Consider the following 12,643-nt stretch of genomic DNA (forward strand, 5'->3'; position numbering starts at 1 on the left):
GCATACTGATTGGATTAGGGATCGATAAAAAAGTTTCTTAGGGAAGTATTAAATCACCCCTTTAAGTCACAGTCAGGGACGGAGCAATGCTCCGCCCCTGGCCTTTTGTAAATTGTGATTAAGTTACAGCTTCCTAGTCACGCATTAGCCGTAAGCAAGGCGGGTATGTCCGCACTCTGCTTTTGCTTGTTGGGGGAGCCTCCCCAATGCGGAAGTTCTGGATATGATGACCAGAACTTTTGGCAGGTAGTATTACGAAGTGGACCCAAAGCCGATGATCCCACGTCACCGGGGGCACGAAAAGAGCAGGCCAATGCAGTAAGTATTAAAATATAAAAGGCAATCCCAATGCATACGTTTATTAAAGTAAATAAAAAGCCTGCTATATCCATCTACTTAACCTGTGGGAACTGCAGGATACTGAAACGAGGTGAATTAACCGCTTGAAAAAAACAAACGCTGTCAAACTGTTTATTTCCGGACTTGTGCTGATTTTAGCAAGCCCCTTTTATTCCAGTCTTATCATGCGAATAATCTACTTTAGCATTCTCAATGAAGCAAATTTTCTAGAGCAGCGCTTTGCATATTTCCAGCAGACACTTCAATTATGCGGAGTGTGCCTGTGCTTTGCTGGACTGGCTGCTTACATATGTAATATTTTACAGACTAGAAAGGATAAGGATGATGAAAAAACTTAGTTCGATGATGCTGGCTGTGGCAATGGTGTTTTCCGCTTTGTTTGTTCCCGCGCAAGCAACCCTTGTCTCTGTTTCCGAAAATCCAGACGACATCCAGATAAGTGACATCCAAGTTAGTGATATCATGACTTTTGAAGAAATGGTGGAACGATATGCACAAGTAGGCGAAATTTCATATGAGGAGGCGCTCAAAGCTTTTCCGGCTCGCGGCGCATTCCAATTATATGGATACGACTCCTATCGCACGGTATCTGTTTCGGTTGATGTCTCGAGTATATACCGGCCAACACTGGAATTTTATTGCCAGATATCCGTTGGTGATGGGGTTTGGGGCATTACGTCTATTTATTCCGTTCAGATGAACAGGATGTACAACGGTATGTCTAAGCAATTCAGCGGGGATGTACAAGTATGGCTGCGGGGGCCGCTGTCAATTGAGTATGTCGTAAATGGAGACTTCTATCAAAACGGAACTACAACATCAACAGGGGGTGCCAATTTGGATCTTGGGATCGACGATGTTGCAACCGTCAAGTTTGAAGCCTCCAGCACGGTCAGCTCAAATCATTATAAGTATTGCTATCAGCATGCGACTGCTCGCTTCTATTGATAACTCCATTTCTCGATTAGTTTGATTTTGAGCATTTTGCCTGTCTACGGGAGGCGGGAACCATCGTCAGATATTGAGGATGGTTCCTGCTAAATACATTAGCGACTATGGAGGATACCGTGAAGAAAAGAACCGTAAAAAGCACGGCAATTGTGGTGGTCATAATATTTTTATGCCTATCCTTGATGCTCCTGTTTCGCACTGCTATAGTTATGAAGTGGCAATGGCTATGGGTTATGACTTATGATGTGAAGGGTTAAGCATGAAAAAAAGCAAAGTAAGATATTCCTATTCACATTGCTAATTACACACAGCATTACTCTTTGCAGAAAGCACCACTATTGGACAGGCAATCCAACTTTATACTGGGACTACATCAAAAGAAACGTGCAGTTAGTACCACGATACCGCTGCCGAAGCCGGAAAACTCAAAAGCATATAACAGACGAAAGGCACAGAAATGGAGTGATGACTCCGGTTCTGTGCCTTTTGTTATCTCGGTGCGCCGTTCATCCGCCGCCGTATTCTTTGATAACAGCCCCGCAGATTTTGAACGCTTACCTTGGCGATTTCTTCGAATGTCCAGAGTTGCCCCTCGTCCGAGCGGGAAGAAAACGCGGAATCGAGAATATTGTGCACCCATACACTTAGATGTTTTTTCACGACGATATTGGAAAAGTGTGATAGAATGATAAAAAGGGCGGTGATGTCAGTGATGAACTATATTGCGAATATACTGACCGCCTCGCGGTTTCTGTTTGCTGTGGGAATGGTGCTGGCAGCCCCGTTTACTCCCGTGTTCTGGGTCTGTTATCTGGGCGGCGGGGTCAGCGATTTATTGGACGGCCCGGTTGCCCGCGCCCTGCACATTCAGAGCGATGTCGGCGCGACGCTGGACAGTGCCGCCGATCTGGTCTTTGCGGTGGCAATTGCCGTTGTGGTTTTGCGAAATGTTCAGCTTCCCGCATGGCTCTGGGTATGCGCCGGGTGCATTGCGGCGGTGCGGCTTGCAGGGTATGTCGTGGGCTTTCTAAAATACCGCACGTTTTCCGCCCTGCACACTTATGCGAATAAGGCGACAGGTGCGCTGATCTTTGCATTCCCGATTTTGTACGCGGCGCTGGGGCTGACCGCGTCCGGCGTGATTTTATGTGTGGCGGCGCTTTTCTCCTCCGTGGAGGAGTTTGCGATCACCGTCAGCTCACCCATGTTGAATCGGAATTGCAAAGGGTTCTATCAAAAGGCAGACTTTTTGGCAGCACAAAAGGAGCGATGAATAATGGTATGTGAAATCATGAGAGATGAGGACTTTTTGAAGCAGGTCTCGGAGCCTGCGACACAAGCGGACATTCCGGTGGCGGACGACCTGCTGGAGACACTGATCGCCCACAAGGACGGCTGCGTGGGCATGGCGGCGAATATGATCGGCATTTCAAAGCGCATCATCGCCATTGACAATGACGGTGAATACATGGTGATGTTCAATCCTGAAATCATCAAAAAAAACCAACCTTATGACGCCGAGGAGGGCTGCCTGTCGCTAATCGGCACACGCAAGGCGCGGCGCTGGAAGTCCATCAAGGTACGCTGGCAGAACCGGGATTTTCAGTTTCGCATCAAGACCTTCACCGGCTGGACAGCTCAGATTATTCAGCATGAAATCGACCACTGCGAGGGGGTTATCATATGAAACCATGGTTCACCATCGACCAGATTGATGAAAAGACGCACATCATCAGCGAATACCGCCACTGGGAGGAGACCCATTGCTATCTTCTAGAGGGCGATGACCGGGCACTGCTCATTGACACAGGACTTGGCATCTGCGACATTTCAGCGGAGGTAAAAAAGCTGACGGACAAGCCGGTGACGGCGGTCGCCACACACATCCACTGGGATCATATCGGTGGCCACAAATATTACTCCGACTTCTACGCCCATGAAGCGGAGTTGAACTGGCTTTCCGGCGAGTTTCCCCTGAGCATGGAGACAATTCACGACATGGTGGTTGACCGCTGTGACCTGCCGAATGGCTACGATGTGGCGACTTACCAGTTCTTTCAGGGAACGCCGACGCGGGTTCTGCACGACGGCGATACCATCGACCTCGGCGGAAGGGAAATCACGGTGCTCCACACGCCGGGGCACTCCCCGGGGCACATGTGCTTCTGGGAAGACGCGACAGGGTATCTGTTCACCGGTGACCTGGTGTATAAGGACACGCTCTTTGCCTACTATCCCTCCACCGACCCGCAGGCGTATCTTAAAAGCCTTGAAAAAATCGCGGCACTGCCGGTGAAACAGGTGTTTCCCGCCCACCACGCGCTGGATATCCAGCCCGAGATTTTGATTCGTATGCGGGACGCATTCCGCGAGCTTGACGCTGAGGGCAAGCTGCATCACGGCAGCGGCACGTTTGACTACGGCGACTGGGCGGTCTGGCTGTAAGCGCAGGAGGTTCACCATGGCAATGTGGAATCCGTGGCGGGGCTGCCACAAATACAGCGAGGGCTGTCGGTTTTGTTATATCCACAAGGGGGACGCCCGGCGGGGCGTGGACACGAATGTGGTGACGAAAGTGGACAACTTCTTTGCGCCCATCGAGCGGTATAAGCGGGGCGAAAAGAAGGGCGAATACAAGATGAAAAGCGGAGAAACGGTCTATCTCTGCTTTTCATCCGATTTCCTGCTGCCAGACACCGACCAGTGGCGCAGCGACTGCTGGCGCATAATGCGTGAGCGGCACGATCTGAACTTTCTATTTCTGACGAAACGCATTGAGCGGTTTGTGGACTGCGTCCCACCCGACTGGGGCGACGGCTACGAGAATGTGACCGTGGGCTGCACCGTGGAAAACCAGGCGGAGGCGTATAGACGGCTGCCCCTCTTTGATACGCTTCCCATTGTTCATAAAAACATCATTCTTCAGCCCATGCTGGGGAAGATGAACATTGAGCGGCATCTGGACGGCGTGGAGCTTGTGGTGGTAGGCGGCGAGTCCGACCGAAATGCAAGACCACTGGATTATGCTTGGGTCTTAGATGTGCGGGAACAGTGCCTGCGGCAGGGTGTGAAGTTTGAATTTCGTCAGTGCGGCAGCAATTTCGTGAAGGACGGAAAGCTGTATCAGCTTCCTGTCCGCCAACTGATGTCACAGGCCAGAAAAGCAAACATCAATACATGATTAAGAACCACTTGTGATGGAATTTTAGGATGCAAATCTTCAACACTTTCAGCGATGATTGTAAGGATAGTTAGAATGTTTGACGACAATCTTAAAGATTTTAGGCTTATCAGGTAGTCTATAGCGGCTTCTTCTTTGTTTACAGCCCCGCAGTTTTGAGCGCTCTACCTGGCGGATAATCCTTGCATAACCTCGGCCGCAGAGTTACAATTCGACCGACCAGAAGAGAAATCCAAAACGCAGTTTTCAACGCATAGCAGATGGCGAAGACGATGAATTATCCGCGGAAACACAAGCTGCTGGAGATAAAAGCCGCCTACCCGGAATATCGGCAGGCCCGCGATGATATGCGGGAGTTGCTCACCATCCAGTCTAACGTGGACAAAATTTTCGACACTGGCATGCGTGGGCCGAGAAAGAAAAAGAACAAGAGTGGTGTTGACCGCTTCTGTTCTCAAGCATCTGAAGGATGCGCTGCCAGCTCCGGAATGGAGCTGTTCAAGGGGGATTGGGGGCTCGCCCTCAACAAGCAAATGGGGCCTGTGTTATGACACAGGCCCCATTTGCTTGCCAGTTAGCGAAAATCTTTTTCTACTACTTTTTGCAATAGCTTAAATTGGTTTCTATAAAAGTCAATCAAGCCGTCCCGCTTCATCCATGCAAGCTCTCTTGATAAGGCGCTGCGGTCTACATCTAGATATTCGGCCATTGCTTCTCTATTAAAAGGAATAGTAAAAGTTTCTGTTCCAGTTTCGAGCATAACTCTTGCTAAGTAAGTTAAGACCTTATCCCGAATAGTCGGCATAATCAGACAATCATTTCGGTCATGCAGTTCTAACGCTCGTTCTGCAACACTATCAAAAAGATTTTCAAGTAATTGTTCGTGTGCCATACAAAACTTCGTACAACGACTCAATATACTTTTGATAGGAATAAACAAAACCTCAAGAGGATCTATTGCCTGTACTGACATAGGGCATCTTCTTCCACGGCTAGCCGCTGTTAAAACAGCGGTATATCCGCCCGAGAAAGAAAATTTAATAAAAGCAAGAAATTAGCTTTTAGCATCAACAGTTATTAAAAATCTGCAAATCAGAAAGTTTGAGGCTTATTACTGTGATAACGCCATAGAAGCTGTAGAAAAGGCACTATCATTTATTCCGGAACATTCTTCGGTATCATGGGGGGGGCAGTTACGCTTGAGGAAATCGGGCTTCTTAATCGAGTACGTCAAGGCAGCTATATAATCACTGATCGTGATAAAGCGCAAACAATGGAGGAACGTTATGACCTCATGCGCCAATCTCTTTTGTGCAACACCTACCATACCTCTGCGTACGGATTAGGGGGTGTTCGTGGTTGAGCTATTTATCTTCTTTCTATGCTGCGGATGTCCCGCACCGCGCCGTAGTGGTATACCGGTATCTGAAAGACCGGGCAAACAAGGACGGAATCTGTTACCTTGCCATTGGTACTATCGCCAAGGACTTGAAGCTCTCCCGCCGCACTGTGCAGAGAGCTATCACTGACCTTGAAAAGACCGGCTATCTTCAAAAGGAACAGCGCTGGCGGGAAAACGGAGGCAAGAGCAGTTTACTATTTACGGTGAGATGAAAAAACACATACCCTGCCGCCAAGGGAGCAATGCGTCCTGTCGGCGGCATATGGTATGTGTCATCATGGCCTATGCAGTGAACTTTTCACTCTAAGAATTTCTTAAACACAGAGAAAGAACAATATATATCTCTCTGACATGAAGAAAATCCATCCTCGAAGATAGAAGATGGGTTTTGCTTATCTGGCATCCAATAGAGCCTTGACTGTTGCAGCGGCTATTTTGATTTCTTTTTGGCCGCACAGCTGAATCATGTGCAAGAGCTGTTCTTTTTCTCTGTCTGTATGTTGAATTTCCGGATAAAAAATCGTATCGGCTGATATTTTCAAGGTGCGGATGATCTTAAGCAGCACCGGCATTCTTGTGTGTTTATTTTCATTTTCAATGGCCATTATGCATCTTGGCGTGACTCCGGCTTGTTCCGCAAGGGCATCCTGTGTCATGTCTGCGGCAATGCGGGCGTCCTTTATGGTCTGGCCAAATAAGTTCAGCAAGTCCTCCACTGTTAGTTCACCTCCTCACCCAATTTTGCAGTACATGTTGAGAATTGCGAACGAACCAACGATGATTATAAGCACGAACATATATCTTCCAAGTGGAATGTTGATTTTATTCGTTTAAACGTATATAATATAAGAAACATACGTTGCGGAGGAATACAAATGCTTGATTATATATCCGTAGAGCAAGCTTCTGAAAAATGGGGAATTTCCAAGCGAAGGATTCAGAAGCTATGTGAGGAAAAGAGAATTGATGGCGTCATCCGATTTGGCCGTTCATGGGCAATTCCAAGGGATGCGAAAAAACCAGCGGATGCAAGAAAAAAGAGAATAGATGTGGGAGGAGAAAATGAAAAATAGAGTTTTAATCATAGACGATGATACAGAGCTTTGCGCATTGATGAAAAAATGTGTTACACAAGAAGAATTAGAAGCAGATATTGCCCACACGGGCAGGGCCGGATTGGAAGAAATTGCAGAAAAAAGCGACGCATACTGTCTTGTAATTTTGGACGTTATGCTGCCTGGTATAAATGGCTTTCAGGTGTTATCCGAATTAAGAAAAAGTAGTACGGTTCCTGTTCTTATGCTGACAGCGAAAAGCACGGAAGTAGATAAAGTGACAGGTCTGCGTCTTGGTGCGGACGATTACCTGACAAAGCCATTTAGCATTAATGAACTGATGGCGCGTATGGAATCCCTGATACGGCGGTACACGACTTTTAATCAAGCTGCGCCGATGGATGTGCTTACTTTTGAAAACATGGTGATTGACAAGGAAAATCGAACTGTGCGCATAAATGAAGAATCGGTTGACCTGACTGGCAAGGAATTTGATTTGTTGGCATTTCTGGCTTCCAATAAAGGGCGTGTGTTTACCAAAAAACAAATCTATACGCAGGTATGGGAGGACGAGTACGCATTTGATGATAACAATATCATGTCCTTTATCAGCAAGCTAAGAAAAAAGATTGAGCCGGATGCGGAACATCCTTTTTATATCCTGACTGTACACGGCGTCGGCTATCGCTTTAACAAGGAGGCATAGCGCATGAATTGGACACTGATTTTCTTTTTCACTACCCTTTTATGTATCTGTGTGATTGCCTATCTTGCAACAAAGCTCTACCGTGTCAAGGAACAGCTATCCATTATTAAGGATGCGCTGGAAGATATAAAAAAAGGGAATCTTAATCGCCGTATTCTTACGAGAAAAAGCGATCTGACAAAGACGATATGCTACAATATCAATGAAATCGCCATCAACAACCAGGCGCAGCTTGTCAGGCTGAAACAATCGGAGCAAGCCTATAAGCGCCTTATGACGAGCCTTTCCCATGATGTTAAAACACCTTTGACCTCTTTAGTCGGTTATTTGGAGGCCATACAGGAAAAAATCGTAACCGGAGACGAAAAAGACGAATACATCGGTGTGGCTTTGAACAAAGCCCATCACTTGAAAGACTTTGTGGAATCCCTGTTCGAGTGGGTCAAACTGGATGCAAAGGAACAAATATTTCAATTTGAAATCTGTGACTTGAATGAGATTTCCCGTGATATTTTAGCGGATTGGATACCCGCATTGGAAGATAAACAGTTTGCTTACGAAATTGATATTCCCGAAACAGAATATAGCATTCGGTTAGACCGCAACGCCTATATGCGTATCCTCAACAACCTGCTTCAAAACGTTCTCTTACACAGTGAAGGCAATAAAGTATGGATTCAGATTTCCGAGAATGAAAAGCAAGCAAATATCATTGTAGCGGACAACGGCAAAGGGATACCCGAAAAGGATTTGCCCCGTATTTTTGAACGACTGTATCAGGGGGATGAATCTCGTGGGGGCATCGGAAACGGCCTTGGGCTATCCATTGTTCAGGAGCTTGTCACTGTACATGGTGGTACGATCCGCACGGAAAGCCCACCGCATGGCGGTATAACATTGACCATAACACTTCCGAAAGCCCTGTGACAATACAGGGCTTTCCTATTTTAAAACAAGAAACAAGCAAGAAACCGGCAAGGTTTCGGCAAGGTTACTGCGATATACTGAAAAGCAGAAAGGAGAAAACCTATGTGGACGATTATTCAAACTGAAATATCGAAACTGAAACGCAAAAGAATGATGCTGGGCATCTTTGCTTTAACAACGCTGCTTGCTATCTTTGCGATTGAACGCGCTTGCAGCATTTCCAGAAGCAGCAGCTATATGGACAGCTTCGGGGATTTATATACGATGGCTTTCAAAAACCTTGCAACGGTTTTTCTTCCCATTGTGCTTGGTATGTTTGCAACCTCATTTTTTTTTGACGAGCATATAAATGATGCGCTGAAAGAACTGTTGATTACTCCTATTTCCAAAGGACAACTCTATTTTTCTAAAACCATCACAATGTTTTTGCTGTCCCTGGCGCTGTGCCTGTATACCTATATACTTACTATATTGGGCGGATTTATCGCAGGAGGTTTTCCAGACCTGAATATGCAAACCATCCGGCAGGCGTTCATTTTATTTGCAGAGGGCGGGATTCTTGTTTCCCTCGCCATACTACCCATCGTTTTTTTAGCTGTGCTGGGAAAAAGCTATCTCCTGCCGATTGGCGCAGCCCTGCTGTATCTACTTCCCGTCATTATCCTGCCCGCCTCTTTCATGGGGATTCATCCTTTACCAAGCGCATTATGCGTTTACAGCTTTTCCTCTCCGATGGCGGCAGATATGGTGTACAGCTAAGCAGACGAAATCCGTACAGACCATTCAGGATTCTTGGGACGAAGCCGTAACAAAGGCCGGAGGATTGCCGGAGGACAGCGAGCCGGAAGTGTCCTGCTGTCGCCCGGAGCATACGGAGCAAATACGGGTAGAGTTTGTAATTCCCTGTGAAAAAGAAGATTTTAAGGTGTTTATTAATTACGACAGCAGCGGGAATTTATACAATTACGTTGTCTGGAAAAACAGTTAGGAAAGGAAATGAAAATGAATAATATGATGATTGAAACCCGGCAGTTGACAAAAGTATATGGGGAGCAAACTGCCGTAAATAAAGTGAATCTCCATGTGCAGAAAGGCCGTATTTACGGATTGCTTGGACGCAACGGAGCGGGCAAAACCACAATTATGAAAATGATTTTAGGGCTTACTGACCTTACCTCCGGTGAAGCCTTTGTTTTCGGACAAAACATTAAGGGTAACGAAAAGCGCATTTATCCCCGCATTGGGGCGATTATCGAAACACCCGGGTTTTATCCCAATCTAACGGGAACGGAAAACCTTGAGATTTTTGCGAAGCTGCGCGGAACCTCGAAACCAAACGCTGTGAAAGAAGCACTTGAGGTTGTCGGGTTGCCTTATAAGGACAAAAAGGTGTTCAGCAAGTATTCCCTTGGCATGAAGCAGCGTCTTGGAATCGCTAATGCCATCTTGCATGACCCTGAACTTCTCATACTGGATGAACCAACAAACGGACTTGACCCTATCGGTATTGCCGAAGTCAAAAATTTCATCCGGGATTTATGTGTGGAGCGCGGAAAAACGGTTTTAATTTCCAGCCATATTCTTTCTGAAATTTCCTTACTGGCAGACGACATCGGGATTATCCATAACGGAGTTTTGCTGGAAGAAAACAGCTTGGCAGACCTTCAAAAGAAAAATGGCAAGTATATCCTGCTGCAAGTTTCCGATACGGCAAAGGCCGCTTTGGTATTGGAACGCAGGTTTAATGTAAAAGTCTACTCGGTGCAGGATGACCACACCCTGCGGCTTTACGATACAGCCCTTGACATGGCTGAAATCAACAAAACGCTGATGCTTGAAAATATCTCTGTAACCAGCTCACAGCTTTGCAATGATACTCTGGAGGACTATTTCAAAAAGGTCACGGGAGGAGAAGGCATTGCTTAACTTAATTCAAACGGAGTTCCTAAAGCTCCGCCGCAGAAAATTTATTTGGCTCATGCTACTTGCCGCATTGCTTATGCCCCTTGTCGCCATATTCTATTTTGGCACTACAAATACAGCCGGGGTTACGCCCATGCAGTTTTACAAGTGGACGGCCTTATCGTATACACCTTGGATTGTTCTTCCCCTTGTACTGGGGATGCTCTGCACCATGCTTATGTACGATGAAAACCAAAATGATATGCTAAAGCAGCTTTGGATTGTTCCTATCAGCAGGCTGGGGTACTTTTTCAGCAAATTCGTGATGATATTATTCTATTCCGTTTGCTTTATGCTGCCAACTGCCATTAGCTCTATTTTGGCGGGTATTGTACCGGGGATGATTGCATTTACAAGCGACAGCGTTTCTTTTTTGTTTATCAAGTGCTTAGAAATCGGGATTTTAACGCCTTTTGCCATGATACCCGTACTTGCCGTGGCCGCTTCACAAAAAAGCTATATCTTGCCGGTATGTGTGACCATTGTTTATACGTTTCTTGGCTTTATTCTGCTCATGGTGAACATGTACGTCCATCCTCTTTCCAGTGCGACAGCCATTCTCATGAGAAACATTGAGGGCGTCGTTATGAAAGAGCCTGTTCACATAGGAAAAGCCTTTCTATGTATTAGCATATGGGGAACGACCTCAACGATTTTGGCGAGGGTTGCACGTGGTAAAAGAAAGTAGGTGGATTAAAATGAAAACCCTTTTATGGGCAGAACGATTAAAACTGAAACGCTCAAAAATTATATGGATTGCTATTTTTTCTGCTATCATGGTGGCATTTATCGTATTTGTGCAAGGGCAGTTTCAATATTATGGACAGCGTTATGTTGACGGAGCTACATGGTACATGACTGCGACACAATCCCTGGGGAGCTTGTACGTGTTCCCTGCCATCATTGCCCTGATGGGCAGCTACATGATTTGCAGGGAGGATCAGGACGATACCATGAAATCCCTCGCCCTTATTCCTGTAAGTGTTTCCCAATTAGTAGGGGCAAAGCTGATTGTCACGGCAGTTTTGTCTATTGTCCTATATGCTTTCCTGTTTGTGGTTACATTGACGGTAGAAATGGTACTTCATATCTCTCTGCTGGACTTGGGTGTGGTATTGGGGTTCGCTAAAATGTATCTCTTAGAAGGGGGTGGCTTATTCCTCGCTGTATCTCCTATCATAGCTATTGTGTATAGGCTGAAAAAGGGATACTGGCTTGCTCTGATATTTGCTGAAATTTATTCATTCCTCGGCCTTTTTTTAGGAATGCAAAGCACAATGCGTTCCATTTATCCGATTACGGCAGCCTTTTGTGTGGCAGGTTATTATGAGACAACGCCAGTGCAGTTTGCTATCAGCCTGTTCAGCCTGCTGGTCTGCGGTGGCTTATCATTGATAATTTTACATGGACTGAATAAAAAACTCGATAACCATTAAATATGTAAAAATAAAAGAGGTACCCGCCAAATAAAAAAACGGCGCTTTGGCGGGTCATTCTTCATGCCTGAATATCTAAAGCACCCCCCAAAACCCGTAAAGTTTGGAGGGTTGCTTTATGTGTTGGTCTTTACAGACTACACCGCTGCGCATTTGCTGTAGCGACATTAGGCTATCTGCATAACTGATTTTTACATAGGTGACTTATTAAAAAAAGCCTGTATTTTTCAGTGGATAACTATGCCTACCAATACGAACCACTAGAGCATGTAGAACATGAAATAAAACATAAGAGCGCACTTGTGGACGACCATGTCCACAGGTACGCTCTTTTTTTATTGCACAAAAGCTGTCCTTATCCTTGTGGTATAACACTGATTTGACAAAAAGGAGGAATGCGAAATGCATATTTACAAGGGCAATATGTTCTACGCAGATTTAACGCCGGTTGTAGGCTGCGAACAGGGCGGGATAAGGCCAATTCTGGTCGTTCAAAACGATATCGGAAACCGTTACAGTCCTACCATTATCGTGGCCGCCATCACCAGTCGCATGAAAAAAAGTCATCTGCCTACCCATATCCGGTTGTGCAGCCAGCAGTACGGCCTGCGGCAGAATTCCCTTGTGCTGCTGGAGCAGGTGCGAACCATTGACCGTTCCTGC

At 46.1% G+C, this 12,643-nt stretch carries 17 protein-coding genes and 1 pseudogene; 16 read left to right on the forward strand and 2 right to left on the reverse strand.

The window, feature by feature from the left end:
- Positions 1–681 precede the first annotated feature (681 nt).
- The 6 genes from RT018_RS14585 to RT018_RS14610 all read left to right on the forward strand — a co-directional run bounded on the left by RT018_RS14585 (position 682) and on the right by RT018_RS14610 (position 5,043).
- On the forward strand, positions 682–1,308 hold the full coding sequence (locus RT018_RS14585; protein ID WP_312943060.1) for a hypothetical protein: 627 nt from the start codon (positions 682–684) through the stop codon (positions 1,306–1,308).
- A 715-nt stretch (positions 1,309–2,023) separates the two neighbouring features.
- Positions 2,024–2,584 (forward strand): CDP-alcohol phosphatidyltransferase family protein, encoded by a 561-nt coding sequence (locus RT018_RS14590; RefSeq protein WP_312943075.1) that lies wholly within the window; start codon positions 2,024–2,026, stop codon positions 2,582–2,584.
- A 3-nt stretch (positions 2,585–2,587) separates the two neighbouring features.
- Entirely contained in the window at positions 2,588–2,998 is a 411-nt protein-coding gene (locus RT018_RS14595) for a peptide deformylase (protein WP_312943061.1), read from the forward strand.
- On the forward strand, positions 2,995–3,756 hold the full coding sequence (locus RT018_RS14600) for an MBL fold metallo-hydrolase (RefSeq protein ID WP_312943062.1): 762 nt from the start codon (positions 2,995–2,997) through the stop codon (positions 3,754–3,756). Before RT018_RS14595 ends, RT018_RS14600 begins: the two co-directional genes overlap by 4 nt.
- 16 nt (positions 3,757–3,772) lie before the next feature.
- Positions 3,773–4,492, forward strand: coding sequence for a DUF5131 family protein (locus RT018_RS14605; RefSeq protein ID WP_312943063.1), 720 nt, complete (start codon positions 3,773–3,775; stop codon positions 4,490–4,492).
- A gap of 272 nt (positions 4,493–4,764) precedes the next feature.
- Positions 4,765–5,043: a hypothetical protein gene (locus tag RT018_RS14610; RefSeq protein WP_312943064.1), complete on the forward strand. Its 279-nt coding sequence runs from the start codon at positions 4,765–4,767 to the stop codon at positions 5,041–5,043.
- Between the two features lie 23 nt (positions 5,044–5,066).
- Here RT018_RS14610 and RT018_RS14615 read toward each other — a convergent pair whose 3' ends face one another.
- On the reverse strand, positions 5,067–5,465 hold the full coding sequence (locus RT018_RS14615; RefSeq protein WP_312943065.1) for a helix-turn-helix domain-containing protein: 399 nt from the start codon (positions 5,463–5,465) through the stop codon (positions 5,067–5,069).
- Between the two features lie 112 nt (positions 5,466–5,577).
- Here RT018_RS14615 and RT018_RS15885 point away from each other — a divergent pair.
- A pseudogene (locus tag RT018_RS15885) lies at positions 5,578–5,855 on the forward strand (LUD domain-containing protein).
- On the forward strand, positions 5,852–6,106 hold the full coding sequence (locus RT018_RS14620; RefSeq protein WP_312943066.1) for a helix-turn-helix domain-containing protein: 255 nt from the start codon (positions 5,852–5,854) through the stop codon (positions 6,104–6,106). The pseudogene RT018_RS15885 and the gene RT018_RS14620 overlap by 4 nt, the downstream one beginning before the upstream one ends.
- Positions 6,107–6,286: 180 nt before the next feature.
- On the opposite strand, the gene RT018_RS14625 is transcribed toward RT018_RS14620, so the two are convergent.
- Positions 6,287–6,610: a helix-turn-helix transcriptional regulator gene (locus RT018_RS14625; RefSeq protein WP_312943067.1), complete on the reverse strand. Its 324-nt coding sequence runs from the start codon at positions 6,608–6,610 to the stop codon at positions 6,287–6,289.
- Positions 6,611–6,769: 159 nt separating this feature from the next.
- Between RT018_RS14625 and RT018_RS14630 the strand changes: the two genes are divergently transcribed.
- From RT018_RS14630 to RT018_RS14665, 8 genes are all read left to right on the forward strand, one after another.
- The gene (locus RT018_RS14630; RefSeq protein ID WP_312943068.1) at positions 6,770–6,967 is read left to right on the forward strand and encodes a helix-turn-helix domain-containing protein; all 198 of its coding nucleotides are present in this window, start codon (positions 6,770–6,772) and stop codon (positions 6,965–6,967) included.
- Positions 6,957–7,655, forward strand: a complete 699-nt coding sequence (locus tag RT018_RS14635; RefSeq protein WP_312943069.1) for a response regulator transcription factor — start codon at positions 6,957–6,959, stop codon at positions 7,653–7,655. Before RT018_RS14630 ends, RT018_RS14635 begins: the two co-directional genes overlap by 11 nt.
- A gap of 3 nt (positions 7,656–7,658) precedes the next feature.
- Complete coding sequence (locus RT018_RS14640; protein ID WP_312943070.1) at positions 7,659–8,582, forward strand: HAMP domain-containing sensor histidine kinase; 924 nt, start codon at positions 7,659–7,661, stop codon at positions 8,580–8,582.
- A 102-nt stretch (positions 8,583–8,684) separates the two neighbouring features.
- Complete coding sequence (locus RT018_RS14645) at positions 8,685–9,341, forward strand: ABC transporter permease (RefSeq protein WP_312943071.1); 657 nt, start codon at positions 8,685–8,687, stop codon at positions 9,339–9,341.
- 243 nt (positions 9,342–9,584) lie between these two features.
- Positions 9,585–10,508: an ABC transporter ATP-binding protein gene (locus RT018_RS14650; protein ID WP_312943076.1), complete on the forward strand. Its 924-nt coding sequence runs from the start codon at positions 9,585–9,587 to the stop codon at positions 10,506–10,508.
- Positions 10,501–11,232, forward strand: coding sequence for an ABC transporter permease (locus RT018_RS14655; protein ID WP_312943072.1), 732 nt, complete (start codon positions 10,501–10,503; stop codon positions 11,230–11,232). The genes RT018_RS14650 and RT018_RS14655 overlap by 8 nt, the downstream gene beginning before the upstream one ends.
- Positions 11,233–11,242: 10 nt before the next feature.
- Positions 11,243–11,980 (forward strand): ABC transporter permease, encoded by a 738-nt coding sequence (locus tag RT018_RS14660; protein ID WP_312943073.1) that lies wholly within the window; start codon positions 11,243–11,245, stop codon positions 11,978–11,980.
- Between the two features lie 402 nt (positions 11,981–12,382).
- The coding region (locus RT018_RS14665) for a type II toxin-antitoxin system PemK/MazF family toxin (RefSeq protein ID WP_312943074.1) at positions 12,383–12,643 on the forward strand (261 nt) is incomplete at its 3' end.

This window comes from Oscillibacter sp., from assembly GCF_032060045.1.
In the GTDB taxonomy this organism is placed as follows: Bacteria; Bacillota; Clostridia; order Oscillospirales; family Oscillospiraceae; genus Oscillibacter.

What these genes read in the sequence shown, in the direction of transcription:
- RT018_RS14585 (WP_312943060.1), top strand. Translation starts at nt 682, where the DNA reads ATGATGAAAAAACTTAGTTCGATGATGCTGGCTGTGGCAATGGTGTTT.
- RT018_RS14590 (WP_312943075.1), top strand. Translation starts at nt 2,024, where the DNA reads ATGAACTATATTGCGAATATACTGACCGCCTCGCGGTTTCTGTTTGCT.
- RT018_RS14595 (WP_312943061.1), top strand. Translation starts at nt 2,588, where the DNA reads ATGGTATGTGAAATCATGAGAGATGAGGACTTTTTGAAGCAGGTCTCG.
- RT018_RS14600 (WP_312943062.1), top strand. Translation starts at nt 2,995, where the DNA reads ATGAAACCATGGTTCACCATCGACCAGATTGATGAAAAGACGCACATC.
- RT018_RS14605 (WP_312943063.1), top strand. Translation starts at nt 3,773, where the DNA reads ATGGCAATGTGGAATCCGTGGCGGGGCTGCCACAAATACAGCGAGGGC.
- RT018_RS14610 (WP_312943064.1), top strand. Translation starts at nt 4,765, where the DNA reads ATGAATTATCCGCGGAAACACAAGCTGCTGGAGATAAAAGCCGCCTAC.
- RT018_RS14615 (WP_312943065.1), bottom strand. Translation starts at nt 5,465, where the DNA reads ATGTCAGTACAGGCAATAGATCCTCTTGAGGTTTTGTTTATTCCTATC.
- RT018_RS14630 (WP_312943068.1), top strand. Translation starts at nt 6,770, where the DNA reads ATGCTTGATTATATATCCGTAGAGCAAGCTTCTGAAAAATGGGGAATT.
- RT018_RS14635 (WP_312943069.1), top strand. Translation starts at nt 6,957, where the DNA reads ATGAAAAATAGAGTTTTAATCATAGACGATGATACAGAGCTTTGCGCA.
- RT018_RS14640 (WP_312943070.1), top strand. Translation starts at nt 7,659, where the DNA reads ATGAATTGGACACTGATTTTCTTTTTCACTACCCTTTTATGTATCTGT.
- RT018_RS14645 (WP_312943071.1), top strand. Translation starts at nt 8,685, where the DNA reads ATGTGGACGATTATTCAAACTGAAATATCGAAACTGAAACGCAAAAGA.
- RT018_RS14650 (WP_312943076.1), top strand. Translation starts at nt 9,585, where the DNA reads ATGAATAATATGATGATTGAAACCCGGCAGTTGACAAAAGTATATGGG.
- RT018_RS14660 (WP_312943073.1), top strand. Translation starts at nt 11,243, where the DNA reads ATGAAAACCCTTTTATGGGCAGAACGATTAAAACTGAAACGCTCAAAA.